Genomic DNA, 15,302 nt, shown 5'->3' with positions numbered 1-15,302 from the left:
CCGCCATGAAACGGCTGTGCATCACGTTGGTCGGCTGTCTGTTTGCCAGTGTTCCGGCCTGGCCGGAAACTGGCAAGCTGGCGACTGGTACATTGGCGGCCGGTTCGCGCGCCGCTGACGCACCTGCGTCGGGGCCTTCTGCGCCAACGATGCAATTGACCGAAACACAGCTCCAGTTTCGCACGGTTCACGCCATTGAACGGAACCAGCTGGATCAGGCGCTTCACCTTGCGCTTGCGATACTTGAGGCCGACCCGGAAGACAGCTTTGGTCACATGGCCATGGCCACCGTCCTGTTGCGCGGCGGAAATCCCGATCAGGCCCGATTGGCGGCGCGCAAGGCGTATCAAACCGCCGGCACCCCGCGACAGAAACACGAAGCGGCGCGCGTTGCGGCCCTTGCCAACGCCCGCCAGGACCGGTTTCTGCCCGCCCAGGTCTGGATGCGGCGTGCGCATCAAAGCGCCCCTGACGAAGTCACCCGCCAAAGATCGGCGCAGGAATTTCGCACGGTGCGCAACCGGGCGCGGCTGAACTTTCAACTGTCGGGGTCGCTTTCGCCCTCTTCCAATGTGAACAACGGCGCCGCCGATCGGTTCAACGTGGTGGACGGCCTACCGGTGGTTGGCATCCTGCCGCCGTCATCGCTGGCCCTGTCTGGTTTGGTGGGCACGTTTGGCGGCCAGCTGAGCTATCGTTTGCACGAAACGACAACCACGCAAACCCGGCTGACGGCGGGGGGCCAGATCAAACGTGTCTGGCTCAGCCGCGAGGCGCGCGACGACGCCCCCGATGCCGAAAACAGCGACTTTGGCTCGACCTACGGCGAGGTTGGCCTGCTGCATTTTCACAATCTTCCGCAGAAATCCGGCACGATCAGCCTTGGCGCAACCCTTGGTCAGGCCTGGAACGGCGGGGAACGGTCCTATAACGTCGGCGGCGCCAGGATCGGCTATCATGTCGGGCTGTCCGCCACCACCAGCCTGTCCGTGAACGGCTATTACCAACGCCGCTTCGAGGATGCCCAGGATCTGCCCGATGTCGAAACCTTTGGCGGCAAGCTGACGCTGGGCCATGCGCTTGGCAATGGCGATCATCTGGCGTTGTCCCTGTCGCAAACGACCGCACAATCCAAGAACCCGCAATCGCGATCTCTGGCGCGTGGTGTCGAAGTCTCTTATCGGCGCGCCAAACCAATTGGCCCGGTCTCTTTGTCGGTATCCGCCGGGATCAGTGAAACCCATTACCCCGATTACAGCATCCTGTCCTTCCCGGTGGAAGGCGGGCGCAATGACACCCGACAAACCGCCCGGATCAACCTGAAGGTCGATCAAATGACCTATATGGGGTTCACCCCGGTGGTCACATTGGCGTCGGAAAAAACCCAATCCAATGTCAGCCGGTTCGAGACCGACGAGCTGTCGTTGTCCATCGGCATTCGTTCCAGTTTCTAGGCGGATCACATCTGGACATCCCTGCCCCGCCCCCTAGTGTCCGCCTCATACACATAGAGGAGGCCAATATGGCACTGCGGTATTTGCACACAATGGTCCGGGTCAAGGATCTGGAAAAATCCATGGCGTTCTACGAATTGCTGGGCTTGCAGGAAACCCGTCGCATCGACAATGAAAACGCCCGGTTTTCGTTGATTTTCATGGCGGCACCGGGACAAGAGGAATGCCCCGTTGAACTGACATACAATTGGGATGGCGACGACGGCCTGCCCAGCGATGGCCGCCACTTCGGGCATCTCGCCTATCGTTGCGACAATATCTATGAGCTGTGCCAGACGCTTATGGATGCAGGTGTGACCATCAATCGCCCGCCGCGCGATGGCCATATGGCCTTTGTCCGTTCGCCCGACAATGTGTCGATCGAATTGCTGCAAGAAGGTGACAGCCTGCCACCGCAGGAACCCTGGGCCAGCATGGAAAACACCGGTCATTGGTAAGGAACAGACCACCGGCAACACACTGGCCACCGGCACGACACTGGTCATTGGCAATGTTGGTCCGGGCACTTCGGTGCCTGGCACCAAGGCGCGCCCCGGCGCTGTGGTTGCCCTGGCGGCTGCCCCGGTGGCTGCCACTATGGCTGGCCCTGGCCGGGACCGCCGCGGCATCGGAACAGGATTGTCGTCTTGCTCTGGTGCTTGCGGTGGATGTCTCTTCTTCGGTGGATGCAAGCGAACATAGCTTGCAACGCCGTGGGCTGGCCGCCGCCCTGACCGATCCGGATGTGGCCCATGCGATGCTGGACGGCGGAGGGCCGGTCGCCTTGACCATTTTCGAATGGAGCGGCCGTCACCAGCAAAACATCCTCCAGGACTGGACCCTGCTCACCAACCGGGCTGATCTGGCGGCGGTGGCCGACCGGATGCTGACCCTGCCCCGCTCTTTTACGGGTGAGCCTACGGCCATTGGCGATGCCTTGAACTTTACCGCCCGGCTTTTGCAACGCGCGCCGATCTGTGCGCGCCAGGTGGTCGATGTGTCGGGGGATGGCATCACCAATCAGGGTCCGCGCCCGCAAATGGTCTATCGTCAACCTGCCTTTGCCGGGGTGACCGTAAATGGCTTGACCGTCACCGGCGACGACCCCCGTGTTGTCCCCTATTACCAACAAGAGGTCCTGCATGGGCCGCTGGCCTTTCTCGAACGTGCCTCCGGTTACGAAGAGTTTCAGGCCGCGATGATCCGCAAGCTGTACCGCGAAACCCGTGCCCTGGTGATCGGATCACTGCCACAACGCCACCCTTGATTGGCCGCCCCGGGCCGGTCCGCTAGGTGTTCTGACGCAGCCACGCGGCGACGGGGTGCATCTCCCGGAACACCTGTTCCAGCGCGGTTGGCAGATCGCCGCGAAGCCGCCCCTCTATCCCGTCCCGCCACACCGTAAGCGATTTACGCCGCAGCAAATCAGCCCGCGCATGATCCTTGGCAAAGCCCGACGGCAACCGTTTCAATTCCGGCGCATCCAACCGAAATCCGCCTGTGGCCAAAATCCCGGCCAGCTCTGCCCCGGCGCGCCCCGCCACCGCATCGCGATAGGCCGTGATCTGATCCCCGGAAAACGCCATGATGCCGGCCCCGGCACTGACGTAATCCGGCGATATGCCAAAGAACCACCCCGCCGCCGGAGCGTGACCGGCCGGCGGCATCCACGCCAGATGCAGGTGAGTGTGATAGGGTGTTTTGTCCTTGGAAAACCGCAGGTCACGTTGCGGCCGGAACAGCTTGCCCTTGACGGTACCGCCCGACAGCGCGGTCAAGCGCCCCTCCAGCGCCGTCAGCAAATGCCCCGCAGGCACCTTCAATTCGCGGTCGTAACGCGGCTTTTGCCCGACAAACCAATCGCGCGTGTTGTGGCCCGCCAATTCGGTCAAAAACTGTTGGCTGTCCTTCACAAAACTCTCAAACCCATCGGCCATGACGCACCTCCAAAACCCAGTATAATCGCGCCACGCGGCGATTCCAGCATGGTTCGGACTTGCCGCGCGGCGCAAAACTGCTAGAGCGGAACCATGTCCGAAACACTCTCTCATTCCCAGCACATGCGTGCCATCGCCCGCATTGGCCTGCCCCTGATCGGCGGGCATTTGGCGCAGTTCCTGATCGGTCTGACCGATACGGTGATGATGGGCTGGTACGGGGTGGCCTCGCTGGCGGCTCTGGTGCTTGGCACAACGATGTTCTTTGTCATCTTCCTCATGGGGTCGGGATTTGCCTGGGCGGTGATGCCGCTTGTCGCCTCGGCTGTGGCCAGCGGGGATGACACCGGATTGCGCCGTGTGACGCGCATGGGGCTTTGGCTCTCGGTCATCTATGGCCTGGTCTCATTGCCGCTGTTCTGGTTTTCCGCCCCCCTGCTCGAGACATTGGGACAGGCCCCGGATCTGGCGGCCGAGGCCCAGACATATCTGCGGATTACCGGTGTCGCGATCCTGCCCGCGCTGTTGGTCATGGTGATCAAAAGCTACCTCGCCGCGCTGGAACGCACCGGCGTGGTGTTCTGGATCACGATCCTTGCGGCCTGTGTCAATGTCGTGGCCAATTACATGCTGATATTCGGCAATTGGGGCGCACCAGAGATGGGCGTCGCCGGGGCGGCATGGGCGTCGATGCTGGTGCAGGTCATTTCGCTGATCGGGGTGATCCTCTATGCCCGCATCGCTCTGCCCGAGCATGAATTGTTTCACCGCATCTGGCGCCCCGATTTCGCGGCCATGGGCCGTGTGCTGCGCCTTGGGGTGCCGATCGGTCTGACCAACCTGGCAGAGGTCGGCCTGTTCGCGGCCTCATCCATCATGATGGGATGGCTGGGCACGGTGCCGCTGGCGGCGCATGGCATTGCCCTGCAATTGGCGACGGCGGCCTTCATGATCCACCTCGGCCTGTCAAATGCCGCCACCGTGCGGGCCGGTGCTGCATTCGGTCGCCGCGACGCACGCGGGCTGAAACGCGGCGCGATCAGCGTCATTGTGCTCTCTGCGATTACGGCGGCCATCTCGATCACGGTCTTCCTGACATTGCCAGAGCCTTTGATCAGCCTGTTTCTGTCCGCTGATGACCCCGACCGGGACGCCATCCTGCATATCGGCACCAACCTGTTGATCATGGCGGCGCTGTTCCAATTGACCGACGGTGCCCAGGTGCTGGCGCTGGGGCTGTTGCGCGGGATTCAGGACACAACCGTACCGATGATCATGGCCGCCATAAGCTATTGGGGCCTCGGGCTCAGCGCCGCCTTTCTTCTTGGCTTCACCTTTGGCTTTGGCGGACCTGGGGTCTGGGCCGGTCTTGTCGCCGGGCTTGCCGCCGCCGGTGTCATGATGATGACCCGGTTCTGGCGCCGCGCTGACCGCATCGCCGCACCAACCGATGGCGTTGCGCATAATAGCTAAAGGGCGAAACGCAGTCTTCGGGCCTTCTTCTGTTCAAAAATATCCCAGGGGGGCAAGGGGGACAGCGTCCCCCAATCGTCCCGATCACCGGGCGACACCCTGCCGGGGGCCGCACAGGTGCCAGCAACAACAGACCCGAACAAGACGCACGCGCGCTAGTCCTTCAACAAACGATCCGCCTTCTTGCGCACCAATACCGTGCGCAGATCATGCATCGCCAGAAGCAAGGCATCCGTCACTTCGTCCAACTCTTCGGCTGTCGCCTTGGAATGCGCCCATTGGGTGGTCAGGTTCATGTGATCCACCGTGCGCAGAATGTCGTCGATATCGCGTGCCGCAAGGGTGGCGCGGCGTGCCTTCATCCAGCGGTCAATCTCGGATTTATCCGCATCGCTCAGGTCGCGCCCGCCATGCGGCTTGACCTCGCCATTGCGGATATTGATGACCGCGATTTGATCCATCTCGATCCGGCGCTGGCGATTGCCGGATTCGAGCCGGAACACCAACGCCCCATTTTCGCGCACCCGGAAATAATAGTCCGGCAAATCATCACTCATAAAGTTACCTCAGGTCACGACAGAAATCCTGAATGCGGCGACAGGCTTCGGTCAATTGTGCATCCGACGTCGCATAGCTGACGCGAAAATTCGGGCTCAACCCAAACGCCGCCCCAAAGACCACCGCAACCCCGGTATCCTCCAGCAGCGCCGTGGCAAAGGTTTCATCGTCGGTGATCTGCACGCCGGATTTCGTCGTCTTGCCAATAAGCCCGGCAATCGAAGGATAGACGTAAAACGCCCCTTCCGGCACCGGACAGGTAATGCCGTCGATCTCGCTCAGCATGCGCACCACCAAATCGCGACGGCGGGTGAACAATTTGACATTATCGGCCAGAAATTCCTGCGGTCCATTCAATGCCTCGACCGCCGCCCATTGCGAAATCGAACAGGGGTTCGAGGTCGATTGCGACTGAATCTTGCGCATGGCGGCAATCAACGGTTTTGGTCCCGCCGCATAGCCAATCCGCCAGCCGGTCATCGCATAGGCCTTGGACACGCCATTACAGGTCAATGTCCGTTCATAAAGCCCCGGCTCGACCTCTGCCGGGGTGCAGAATTCGAAATCATCATAGGCAAGATGTTCATACATGTCGTCGGTCATCACATAGACATGCGGATGGCGCATCAACACATCGGTCAGCGGCTTCAACTCGTCCCGCGAATAACCGGCCCCCGACGGGTTGGAGGGGGAATTGAAAATCAGCCATTTTGTCTTGGGCGTGATCGCGGCCTCAAGCTGATCAGCGGTCAGTTTGAAACCGTTTTCCAGCGTGGCCTCGACCGCAACCGGCGTGCCCCCCGCCAACAGCACCATATCCGGGTAGCTGACCCAATAGGGCGCAGGGATCACCACCTCGTCACCGGGGTTCAGCGTCGCCATCAACGCATTGTACAGGATCTGCTTGCCACCAGAGGCCACACTGACCTGATCCGGCGCATAGCTCAGGCCGTTTTCCCGCTGAAACTTGGCGCAGATCGCCTGTTTCAACTCCGGAATTCCATCCGGTGCGGTATACTTTGTCTTGCCCGCAGAGATCGCCGCGATCCCGGCCTGTTTGATATTCTCAGGCGTGTCAAAATCCGGCTCACCCGCACCGAGACCAATCACATCCTGCCCCGCGGCCTTCAGCTCAGCAGCTTTGGTGGTGACGGCGATGGTGGGCGACGGTTTGACACGGTTCAATGTGTCGGAAAGCAAGGACATGGGGTCGGGCCTGTGGTTTAAACTCTGCATGGTTTGTCTTAGATTGCGCCCGAGGGCCAATCAAGCAGGATCGGCCCAAAGGAGTAGAACAATGCACGACAAAGCGGTGGATTGGTACGGCCCCGAGGCCGCGACATTTGGCGATCGCCTGGCAGCCGCACGCGAGCAGGCCGGAATGAGCCAGGCAGATTTGGCCAAACGGCTGGGAATCAAGCTCAGCACCTTGAAAAAGTGGGAAGATGACCTGCTGGAACCGCGCGCCAACCGGTTGTCGATGATCGCCGGCATTTTGAACGTGACGTTCATGTGGCTGTTGAACGGCGAAGGCGAAGGCGTGGCGCATCCTTATGATGACGACGGCATGACCCCGGACGTCAACGATGTGCTGATCGAAATCCGCGAAATGAAGGCCACCATGATGGCCAATGCGGAAAAACTGGGCCGGCGGCTGGAAAAGAAGCTGCGCCAGAAACTGGCGGAGGCAGGCACATGACGGATGTTTCGGACAATGAAGCCCGGTTGAAACGGGCGCGCATGCGGTCGATGCGGCGCGGGATCAAGGAAATGGACCTGATCCTTGTGGCCTATTGCGAGGCACGTCTGACCACGATGGACCCGACGACATTGGCGCAATATGAATCTCTTTTGAACGAAAACGATCAAGACCTCTATCAATGGGTCTCGGGCCAGGCAGAAGCCCCTGAAACTCTTCAAACAATGGTGGCCGACATCCGATCTGTGGCGCTTTTGGCGACCGGTGGCGTGGGGCTACGGGGATAGGCCCGGAAAATCCAAACGGTTTTTAACGCTTTTTTCGGTTTTTTGCCGCAACTTCCGCCAATAGAGATAAAGGCGGTCCCGAATGAGCATCCATTCCCCCCGCCCGCTGGCAATGCGGGCTTTATGGCCAACTATCTGGAGGCGCTTGCTCTGGTGGAACGCCTGCACAGATTGCTGTTGGACGTGATCAAAGATGAATTCGAACGTGTCGGCGTGTTGGAAATCAATGCGGTACAGGCGCTGTTGCTGTTCAACATCGGCGAGAACGAGGTCACAGCAGGCGAATTGAAAAGCCGCGGATATTACCAGGGCAGCAACGTCAGCTATAACCTGAAAAAGCTGGTCGAAGCCGGGTATATGCACCATCAGCGCTGTGAAATCGACCGTCGATCCGTACGGGTCAAACTGACCCCCAAGGGACGTGAAATCCGCGATGTGGTGGCACAATTGTTCTCTCGCCATGCCGAGGGGCTGGAATCCCGTGGTGTGTTGGGGCCTGAGGGAATCGACGACATTACCGTGTCCCTGCGGCGGGTCGAACGGTACTGGACCGACCAGATCCGATATATCTATTGACAGATATCGGCGCTTGCCTTTGCGCCCCGCCATGTCACGCCCCGGTCCAGGTCGCGTAGCGCCATGTTACGCCGGACCACGCTACGCCGGGCCACGTTACGCCGGGCCATGTTAAGCGGGTCGATGTTACGACCGGGAAAATCGGCGCAAGCGGGATTTTCCGGCATTGATTTGCCTGATATGCTTGGCCCCGGCAACAGGCGTGCAGCCGACGCGGGGTCAGGCCCGATGGACGCGACCGCCCCCGTCATGTAAGATTGCTGCAAACAGAGGCGGAGCAGGCCCAATAGATGACAGCGTTGACGCAATTTCAGCGGTTGGAGGCAGGCGGTCTCTGGCGCGCAGCGCCAGGAGTACAGCGGCGCGATGTCGTCGTATCCTTGGGCAAAGCGACGCTCATCCTGTCCGATACCAACGACCAGGCCCTGACCCATTGGTCGCTGACCGCGATTGAACGCGCCAACCCCGGCCAGATCCCGGCCCGTTACCACCCCGACGGCGACCCCGGAGAAGAGCTGGAGCTGGACGAAGACGCGCGCGAAATGATCGACGCCATTGAACGCCTGCGCCGTGAAATCGACCGCCGTCGTCCGCGCGAAGGTCGTCTGCGCTGGGTTTTGGGGGCGACGGCGATCACCACCTTTCTTGCGGGCGCGCTGTTCTGGCTGCCCGAGGCGCTGCTGTCGCACACGATGCGGGTGGTCCCGGCGGTGAAACGCGATGCAATTGGTCTGACCTTGCTGGACACGCTCAGCCGGGTGACCGGCCCGCCCTGCCGGGCCGAGGCATCCGCACCGTCGCTGCGCATGTTGGGCCGCCGGATTCTGGGGCCCGAGCGGGCCAGCGATTTGATTGTCCTGCGCACCGCCAACCGCGACACCGCCCATTTACCGGGCGGCTTCATCCTGTTGAACAGATCGGTGCTGGAAGATCACGAAGACCCCGAGGCCGCCGCCGGTTATGTGCTGGCGGAAAATCTGCGCGCGGCGCAGGCCGATCCGTTGGAGGCCCTTTTGCGCCAGGCTGGCATGTTCGCCACCGCGCAGCTTCTGACCACGGGCCAATTGCCCGACGATGCGCTGGACACCTATGCAGAATCCTTGATGATCACCCAGCCCGCACCGGTGGCGACAGATGACCTGCTGGCGGGTTTTGCCGCGGCGCAACTGGGCTCGACGCCCTATGCCTATGCCCGCGATGCGACCGGCGAATCCACGTTGCGATTGATCGAAGCCGACCCAATGAACGGCAAACAGGCGGAGCCGGTCATGTCAGACAACGACTGGCTCCGCCTGCAAGTGATTTGCGAACAATAGGTTAGTTGCGCAAGGACGCGCTGCGATAGCCGATCCGGTTGCGCACCACATCCAAAGCCGCGCGCAAACGGTCCTGCCGCTGGAACGGCCCAACCAGAACCATCCGGTAGTGTGTGCCTGACCGGGTGAATTCATTGATCCGCACCGGCAGCCCGGAGGATTGCAAATTCCGGATCGCCGCCTGGGCCTTTTGCTGGCTGGAGAAGCTGCCAACCTCGATATAACGATGGCTGGCCGCCTGATGTGGGACCGGTGCCCGCGCAGGCGCAGGTGCGGCCTTGCGGACCTTTTGCGGGGCCGCCTTGGGAATTTCGCCGCGCGATGACACGATGCCCGCCGCCTGCTGTTGGCGCATCGAGGTATAAGGGTATTGCAGTTTCGGGAAATAGACGCTGACTTCGTCGCCGGTGTATTTGTCAATCAACCGGCGCGGCACCGTATTGGTCCAGATCAACAGCATCTTGCGACGCCCATCCAGGGTCTGATGCGCCCGCGTGGTGCTCAGACGCCCATCCTTGAAGGCCGGCTGATAGCCTTTTGGGATCGGCACCCGATGCGACGCGCCACGTTCAAAGGCCGCCTTCGGCGCGACCACCGATTTTCCGGTGACATATCCTGTGCCGCTGCTGCCGGCATAAACACGCACGCCGTCGCTTGTTGTTTGCACCACGCGGCGATCCTTGTTCACGACCACAACCGGGCCGGACACCTTGCCACAATTGGTTGTCCGCGTCGTGGAACAGGACACATCATACCGACGCACGGTATTGGGCGGCAGGACCCCGGCGCGGCGCACAACAACCGGTGCGGCAGGTGCCGGTGGGCGCACCACAACGCGCGTGGCGGGTACAACGGTTGGCGGCGCACGACGCACGGTCACTGGACGCGGTTTGGCCACGGGTGCGGGCGCAACCGCCGCTTCGCGGACAACCCGGCGCGGTGCAGGTGCAGCCACCGGTGTTGCCGCCGGTGCCTCGGGCACGATATTGACCGGTTCTGGCTGTTTCTTTGGTGCTTCGGCAACCCGGCTGCCGCCACCCGCGGCCTGCTGACCACAGATCACCTTGCGGTTGCGATCGACACGCGGCACCCACGTGACCGAACCGTCGATTCCGGCGCGGATATAAATACAGCCCCGGCTGTCGACATATTGTCGCCCGCTGTAAGAATCCGACGGCACCTCTGCCGGTGCCGCCAAATCATCCCGGATCTGTGCCGACACCGCCGACGTGACAAATGACATTCCCATTGCAGCCGCAAACGCCGCAAAACCATTCAGTTTTTTCATAACCAGTCCCCACAGGTTTAGGGCAGCATCGCAAATGGTTGTGCCTTAGTAAAGCCGTGTCAGGTTATTTGGTGCCGAACATGCGATCTCCGGCGTCTCCGAGCCCCGGAACGATATATCCCTTTTCATTCAGGTGGCTATCCAGCGAGGCCGTGACAATCGGAACATCGGGGTGGGTCTCTTTCATCCGCGCGACACCTTCGGGCGACGCAAGCAGACACAGGAACCGGATGTTGGTGGCCCCCGCCTCTTTCAAAAGATCAATGGCCGCAGCCGATGAATTGCCGGTGGCCAGCATCGGATCAACCGCAATCACCAGCCGATCATCCAGGCCATCCGGTACCTTGAAGTAATATTGCACCGGCTCCAGCGTTTCCTCGTCACGATACAGTCCGACAAAGCCGACCCGCGCCGATGGAATCAGCTCCAGCACACCATCCAACAGCCCGTTGCCAGCCCGCAGAATAGAGATCAACGCCAGCTTCTTGCCATCCAGAACCGGCGCATCCATCGGTTCCATCGGGGTTTCGATACGCTGGGTCGTCATCGGCAGGCTGCGGGTGATTTCATAGGCCAGAAGCTGGCTGATTTCGCGCAGCAGCCGCCGGAACCCCGCGGTCGAGGTCTCTTTGTCGCGCATCAGGCTCAGTTTGTGTTGCACCAGGGGGTGATCAACAACGGTCAAATGGTCTGTCATGTTCGGTCCAGCTTCTGTTTAATGGCGTCACGGGTGGTCTGATCGCAGAACGCGGCATCAATAGCCGTCTGGTTCAGGCTGTCAAAATCGTTTTCGTCCCATTTGAATGTTTTGGCGAGCGCCTCGTATTCACGGGTCATCGTGGTGTGGAAAAACGGCGGGTCGTCGGTAGAGACCGTAACCTTTACCCCTCTTTCGCGAAGTTTTTCAATCGGGTGCGCGGCGATGTTCGGGTAAACGCCCAGCGCCACGTTCGATCCGGGACAGACCTCCAGCACCACCGATTTTTCGGCCAGTTCTTCGACCAGCGAAAGATCCTCGATCACACGCACGCCATGGCCGATCCTTTCGACCTTCAGGTCCCGCACCGCATTGCGCACCTCCTCTGGCCCGCGCCATTCGCCCGCATGGGTGGTCAGCCGCAACCCCGCTTCGCGCGCCATGTCAAAAGCATAGGCATAATCCTTTTGCTGGCCGATATTTTCATCGCCGCCCATGCCAAACCCACAGAGCCATTCATCCGCAGTTTCCGCCGCACATCGCGCCGTGGCCTTGGCCTGTTCCGGGCCGAAATGCCGGACACAGGTGACAATCCCGCGAAGGGTGATGCCAAAATCGCGCTCGGCCTGATCTGCGGCATCGCGGATCGCATGCAAATATTCGCGCCACGCGCCCAGATCGCCCCCGCCGCAGAAGTCAGGTGAAAGGAAAGATTCACTGTACACAACACCGTTTGCGGCGCTTTCTTCCAGTACCGCAAGGGTCAGGCGGCGAAAGTCTTCCGGGCTTTGCAGCACCTGCGTTGCGGCCTCATAGACCGACAGGAAATGCACGAAATCGCGAAAGACATAATTGCCCCGTTCGTCAAAGACGCCGGATATATCCACAGACTTTTCCACAGCCAACCCGGCAATGAACTTTGGCGGCGCAGCGCCCTCCAGGTGCAAATGCAGTTCAACCTTTGGAAATGTTCGATATATCAAAGAAAACTCCGCAATTCTTGTGGGTAACCCACATTAAGATGTTCGCATATTGCAGCCGATATTGAGGTGAATTCGACCAGACCCAGCGCCGATTGCTGCTGAAACTGCCTCGGGCCAGCCGCCAAAACCGGCACCCTTTCGCGGGTGTGATCGGTGCCGACCCATGTCGAATCATTGCCGTGATCCGCCGTCAGGATCATCAGATCCCCCGGTCGCAATTGATCCAGAACAGCCCCGATTTCCCGGTCGAACCATTCAAGCGCGCGGGCATACCCCGACACATCCCGGCGATGGCCATAAAGACTGTCGAATTCGACGAAATTTGCAAAGACCAGCCCGCCGTCTGGCGCGGTCTCTACCTGATTTACCAAATCGGTCATCAATTCGGCGTCGCTGCCCTTGGTCACCGTGTCGATGCCCTGCATCGAGAAAATATCGCCGATCTTGCCAATGCCATGCACCGGGCGCCCCGCGTCCTGCACCCAATTTGTCAGGATTTTGCCGGGTGGCGTGACCGCGAAGTCCCGCCGGTTCCCGGTACGGTGAAAGTCCGCATTTTCCCCGACAAAGGGTCGGGCAATCACCCGCCCCACGCGCATGTCATGTAAATGTGGCGCCAAATCGGCGCAAAGCTTCAACAACCGCTCCAGGCCAAAATGCTGTTCATGCGCTGCGATTTGAAACACGCTGTCCGCCGACGTGTAACAAATTGGCTTTCCTGTTCGAATATGCTCCGCCCCAAGAGCCGCCAGAATGTCCGTGCCAGAGGCATGGCAATTGCCCAAGACACCATCTGTTCCGGCAAGTTTGGCCGCCAGATCAGTCAGATCCTTGGGAAAGGCCGGGTTGGTATCCGGGAAGACATGCCAATCCCACGGCACCGGCAAACCCGCCAGTTCCCAATGCCCCGATGGGGTGTCTTTGCCCCGCGATTGTTCCGTGGCCGCGCCCCACATGCCTGTCGGCGCCGCCCCCAAACCAGGTACATCCGCCCCCGACGCCAGCCGACACGCCGCGCCAAGCCCAAGACCATCAAGATTGGGCAGATGCAGCGCCCCGGTTCGGCCTTCCTCGGCAAGACCATTGGCACAAGCCTGGGCAATATGGGCCAGCGTATTGGCCCCGCTGTCCGGCACATCCCCGTTAAAGAATTGGTCGGCATCCGGTGCACCGCCAATGCCAACCGAATCCATCACCACCAAAAATGCCCGTGTCATCCGGTGATCCTTTCCAAAACAAGCGCGGGCAGCTCCGGCATTTCCTCGCCAATTGATATGGCGGCACGCACAGCATCAACCGCCTGATCTGCCTGGCTTTCCCGCGCGGCATGGACCCGTGCAAGGGGCTGGCCGCGCACCACGCGATCCCCCAGCTGCACCACATCCGACAAGCCGACACTGGGATCGATCAAATCACTCTCGACCAAGCGCCCGCCCCCCAGTTGCACCACCGCCAGGCCCAAAGCCTCGCCGTTAATCGCGGTGACAATCCCGGCCTCTTGCGCCGGGATCTCGCGAATCACGGGCGCTTCGGGCAAAAATCGTTGCCAGTTTTCGACAAAATGCACAGGCCCGCCCATCGCCTGCACCATTTGGGCAAAACACTCTGCTGCGCGTCCGGTGGTGATGGCCTCTGTGATTGCGACTTCGCCGCTTGCGACATCCTCGGCCAATCCGCCGGACGCAAGCAACGCCCCGCCAAGAGCGACGCTGGCGTCAAACAGACGGCCGCGCAGGCCGCCGCTCAACACCTGAAGCACATGATCCACCTCCAACGCATTGCCCAACGCCGGGGCCAGCGGTTGCGACATATCGGTGATCAACGCCTGGGTGGCACAGCCCGCGGCATTCGCCGTCGCCACCAACGCCCGGGCCAGCGCGCCCGCGTCATCGCGCGACTTCATGAAGGCGCCAGAGCCGCATTTGACATCCAGAACCAGACCATCCAGCCCCGCCGCCAGTTTCTTGGACAGGATGGATGCGGTGATCAAATCCAGGCTCTCGACCGTCGCCGTCACGTCGCGGACCGCATAGAGCCGCTTGTCCGCCGGGGCGATATCGGCGCTGGCCGACACGATGGCACAGCCCGCGCTGCGCACCACCGCCCGAAACGCGGTCTCGTCCAATGTGGTGGACAGGCCGGGAATGCTCTCCATCTTGTCCAGCGTGCCGCCGGTATGGCCCAATCCCCGCCCCGAAATCATCGGCACATAGGCCCCGCAAGCCGCCAGCGCGGGGGCAAGCACCAAGGACACGCAATCGCCCACACCACCGGTGGAATGTTTGTCCAGCACCGGCCCCGGCAGATCCCAGGACAACACAGCGCCGCTGTCGCGCATCGCGCGGGTCAGCGCCACCCGCCCAGGTTCATCCAACCCGCGCAGACAAATCCCCATGGCAAAGGCACCGGCCTGGGCATCACTGACCCGACCATCGGCCAGGCCTTCGGCGAACCAGCTCAGATCCGCCGCCGTGGGCGGATCCCCCCGCCGCAGGCAATGATTGCGCGGGCATTTGTCATGTCTCGGCGTTTGCCATTTGCGTGGCATCAAAGGCACCGGGCAACAGATCGGCAATCGTCATTCTGGTTTCGCGCCCTCCGGTGGTTGCCATGGTCACAACCACGTCCGGCGACGCCGCAAATTCCGCGAGCTTTTGGCGGCATCCACCACATGGGGTCACCGGCACCGGGCTGTCGGCAATGACATAAGCGGCCTCAAACCGGGTTTGACCGGCCGCAACCATCGCGGCAATTGCCCCCGCTTCGGCACAGGTGCCTTCGGGATATGCAATGTTTTCAACGTTGCAGCCGCCAAAGACCCGGCCATCCACCGCAGAAAGCGCTGCGCCGACCTTGAACCCGGAATAGGGCGCATAGGCATTTTCCCGCACCGCGCGGGCCGTTTCAGACAAATCCATCACCGTCCCTCGTTTCGGTTAGTTTGACCAATGATCGGGCCGCAGGCAAAAGGATGCAAGTGTGACGTGACACCGGA

General features: G+C 61.1%; 17 protein-coding genes. 8 read left to right on the top strand and 9 right to left on the bottom strand.

What is annotated here, in order from left to right:
* The first annotated feature begins 5 nt into the window (after window positions 1–5).
* The 3 genes from AC0L4F_RS05430 to AC0L4F_RS05420 all read left to right on the top strand — a co-directional run bounded on the left by AC0L4F_RS05430 (window position 6) and on the right by AC0L4F_RS05420 (window position 2,760).
* Window positions 6–1,454, top strand: a complete 1,449-nt coding sequence (locus AC0L4F_RS05430) for a surface lipoprotein assembly modifier (protein WP_244686115.1) — start codon at window positions 6–8, stop codon at window positions 1,452–1,454.
* A gap of 68 nt (window positions 1,455–1,522) precedes the next feature.
* On the top strand, window positions 1,523–1,951 hold the full coding sequence (locus tag AC0L4F_RS05425; protein ID WP_244686112.1) for a VOC family protein: 429 nt from the start codon (window positions 1,523–1,525) through the stop codon (window positions 1,949–1,951).
* Between the two features lie 107 nt (window positions 1,952–2,058).
* Window positions 2,059–2,760, top strand: coding sequence for a DUF1194 domain-containing protein (locus AC0L4F_RS05420; RefSeq protein ID WP_244686110.1), 702 nt, complete (start codon window positions 2,059–2,061; stop codon window positions 2,758–2,760).
* A gap of 22 nt (window positions 2,761–2,782) precedes the next feature.
* On the opposite strand, the gene AC0L4F_RS05415 is transcribed toward AC0L4F_RS05420, so the two are convergent.
* Window positions 2,783–3,430, bottom strand: coding sequence for a DUF2461 domain-containing protein (locus AC0L4F_RS05415; RefSeq protein ID WP_244686108.1), 648 nt, complete (start codon window positions 3,428–3,430; stop codon window positions 2,783–2,785).
* A gap of 93 nt (window positions 3,431–3,523) precedes the next feature.
* Here AC0L4F_RS05415 and AC0L4F_RS05410 point away from each other — a divergent pair, with 93 nt between their 5' ends.
* Window positions 3,524–4,903 carry an MATE family efflux transporter gene (locus tag AC0L4F_RS05410; protein WP_244686106.1) on the top strand — a complete coding sequence of 460 codons (1,380 nt, stop codon included), beginning with the start codon at window positions 3,524–3,526 and terminating at the stop codon, window positions 4,901–4,903.
* Window positions 4,904–5,058: 155 nt separating this feature from the next.
* Here the strand turns inward: AC0L4F_RS05410 and AC0L4F_RS05405 are convergent, their stop codons facing one another.
* Window positions 5,059–5,460: a hypothetical protein gene (locus AC0L4F_RS05405; RefSeq protein WP_244686104.1), complete on the bottom strand. Its 402-nt coding sequence runs from the start codon at window positions 5,458–5,460 to the stop codon at window positions 5,059–5,061.
* Between the two features lie 4 nt (window positions 5,461–5,464).
* Window positions 5,465–6,667 (bottom strand): pyridoxal phosphate-dependent aminotransferase, encoded by a 1,203-nt coding sequence (locus AC0L4F_RS05400; protein ID WP_244686102.1) that lies wholly within the window; start codon window positions 6,665–6,667, stop codon window positions 5,465–5,467.
* A gap of 91 nt (window positions 6,668–6,758) precedes the next feature.
* On the opposite strand from AC0L4F_RS05400, the gene AC0L4F_RS05395 reads away from it, so the two are divergent.
* The 4 genes from AC0L4F_RS05395 (at window position 6,759) to AC0L4F_RS05380 (ending at window position 9,339) form a co-directional block, all read left to right on the top strand.
* On the top strand, window positions 6,759–7,160 hold the full coding sequence (locus AC0L4F_RS05395; protein WP_244686100.1) for a helix-turn-helix domain-containing protein: 402 nt from the start codon (window positions 6,759–6,761) through the stop codon (window positions 7,158–7,160).
* The gene (locus AC0L4F_RS05390) at window positions 7,157–7,447 is read left to right on the top strand and encodes an FAD assembly factor SdhE (RefSeq protein WP_244686097.1); all 291 of its coding nucleotides are present in this window, start codon (window positions 7,157–7,159) and stop codon (window positions 7,445–7,447) included. The genes AC0L4F_RS05395 and AC0L4F_RS05390 overlap by 4 nt, the downstream gene beginning before the upstream one ends.
* Window positions 7,448–7,570: 123 nt before the next feature.
* Entirely contained in the window at window positions 7,571–8,023 is a 453-nt protein-coding gene (locus tag AC0L4F_RS05385) for a MarR family winged helix-turn-helix transcriptional regulator (protein ID WP_244686092.1), read from the top strand.
* 290 nt (window positions 8,024–8,313) lie between these two features.
* Window positions 8,314–9,339, top strand: a complete 1,026-nt coding sequence (locus tag AC0L4F_RS05380; RefSeq protein ID WP_244686091.1) for a hypothetical protein — start codon at window positions 8,314–8,316, stop codon at window positions 9,337–9,339.
* Between the two features lies 1 nt (window position 9,340).
* Here the strand turns inward: AC0L4F_RS05380 and AC0L4F_RS05375 are convergent, their stop codons facing one another.
* The 6 genes from AC0L4F_RS05375 to AC0L4F_RS05350 all read right to left on the bottom strand — a co-directional run bounded on the left by AC0L4F_RS05375 (window position 9,341) and on the right by AC0L4F_RS05350 (window position 15,225).
* Window positions 9,341–10,627, bottom strand: a complete 1,287-nt coding sequence (locus tag AC0L4F_RS05375) for an SPOR domain-containing protein (protein WP_244686090.1) — start codon at window positions 10,625–10,627, stop codon at window positions 9,341–9,343.
* Between the two features lie 64 nt (window positions 10,628–10,691).
* On the bottom strand, window positions 10,692–11,324 hold the full coding sequence (gene upp / locus AC0L4F_RS05370) for a uracil phosphoribosyltransferase (RefSeq protein ID WP_244686089.1): 633 nt from the start codon (window positions 11,322–11,324) through the stop codon (window positions 10,692–10,694).
* Entirely contained in the window at window positions 11,321–12,307 is a 987-nt protein-coding gene (locus AC0L4F_RS05365) for an adenosine deaminase (protein ID WP_244686088.1), read from the bottom strand. Before AC0L4F_RS05365 ends, upp begins: the two co-directional genes overlap by 4 nt.
* Complete coding sequence (locus AC0L4F_RS05360; protein WP_244686087.1) at window positions 12,304–13,524, bottom strand: phosphopentomutase; 1,221 nt, start codon at window positions 13,522–13,524, stop codon at window positions 12,304–12,306. The genes AC0L4F_RS05365 and AC0L4F_RS05360 overlap by 4 nt, the downstream gene beginning before the upstream one ends.
* The gene (locus tag AC0L4F_RS05355) at window positions 13,521–14,855 is read right to left on the bottom strand and encodes a thymidine phosphorylase (RefSeq protein WP_244686086.1); all 1,335 of its coding nucleotides are present in this window, start codon (window positions 14,853–14,855) and stop codon (window positions 13,521–13,523) included. The genes AC0L4F_RS05360 and AC0L4F_RS05355 overlap by 4 nt, the downstream gene beginning before the upstream one ends.
* Complete coding sequence (locus AC0L4F_RS05350; protein WP_244686085.1) at window positions 14,824–15,225, bottom strand: cytidine deaminase; 402 nt, start codon at window positions 15,223–15,225, stop codon at window positions 14,824–14,826. Before AC0L4F_RS05350 ends, AC0L4F_RS05355 begins: the two co-directional genes overlap by 32 nt.
* Window positions 15,226–15,302 lie beyond the last annotated feature (77 nt).

This window comes from Marinovum sp. J2-8, from assembly GCF_055808435.1.
Note: the sequence above shows the minus strand (reverse complement) of the source record. Positions and strands in the feature narration are given on the sequence as shown.

What these genes read in the sequence shown, in the direction of transcription:
- AC0L4F_RS05430 (WP_244686115.1), top strand. Translation starts at nt 6, where the DNA reads ATGAAACGGCTGTGCATCACGTTGGTCGGCTGTCTGTTTGCCAGTGTT.
- AC0L4F_RS05425 (WP_244686112.1), top strand. Translation starts at nt 1,523, where the DNA reads ATGGCACTGCGGTATTTGCACACAATGGTCCGGGTCAAGGATCTGGAA.
- AC0L4F_RS05415 (WP_244686108.1), bottom strand. Translation starts at nt 3,430, where the DNA reads ATGGCCGATGGGTTTGAGAGTTTTGTGAAGGACAGCCAACAGTTTTTG.
- AC0L4F_RS05410 (WP_244686106.1), top strand. Translation starts at nt 3,524, where the DNA reads ATGTCCGAAACACTCTCTCATTCCCAGCACATGCGTGCCATCGCCCGC.
- AC0L4F_RS05405 (WP_244686104.1), bottom strand. Translation starts at nt 5,460, where the DNA reads ATGAGTGATGATTTGCCGGACTATTATTTCCGGGTGCGCGAAAATGGG.
- AC0L4F_RS05400 (WP_244686102.1), bottom strand. Translation starts at nt 6,667, where the DNA reads ATGTCCTTGCTTTCCGACACATTGAACCGTGTCAAACCGTCGCCCACC.
- AC0L4F_RS05395 (WP_244686100.1), top strand. Translation starts at nt 6,759, where the DNA reads ATGCACGACAAAGCGGTGGATTGGTACGGCCCCGAGGCCGCGACATTT.
- AC0L4F_RS05390 (WP_244686097.1), top strand. Translation starts at nt 7,157, where the DNA reads ATGACGGATGTTTCGGACAATGAAGCCCGGTTGAAACGGGCGCGCATG.
- AC0L4F_RS05385 (WP_244686092.1), top strand. Translation starts at nt 7,571, where the DNA reads ATGGCCAACTATCTGGAGGCGCTTGCTCTGGTGGAACGCCTGCACAGA.
- AC0L4F_RS05380 (WP_244686091.1), top strand. Translation starts at nt 8,314, where the DNA reads ATGACAGCGTTGACGCAATTTCAGCGGTTGGAGGCAGGCGGTCTCTGG.
- AC0L4F_RS05375 (WP_244686090.1), bottom strand. Translation starts at nt 10,627, where the DNA reads ATGAAAAAACTGAATGGTTTTGCGGCGTTTGCGGCTGCAATGGGAATG.
- upp (WP_244686089.1), bottom strand. Translation starts at nt 11,324, where the DNA reads ATGACAGACCATTTGACCGTTGTTGATCACCCCCTGGTGCAACACAAA.
- AC0L4F_RS05360 (WP_244686087.1), bottom strand. Translation starts at nt 13,524, where the DNA reads ATGACACGGGCATTTTTGGTGGTGATGGATTCGGTTGGCATTGGCGGT.
- AC0L4F_RS05355 (WP_244686086.1), bottom strand. Translation starts at nt 14,855, where the DNA reads ATGCCACGCAAATGGCAAACGCCGAGACATGACAAATGCCCGCGCAAT.
- AC0L4F_RS05350 (WP_244686085.1), bottom strand. Translation starts at nt 15,225, where the DNA reads ATGGATTTGTCTGAAACGGCCCGCGCGGTGCGGGAAAATGCCTATGCG.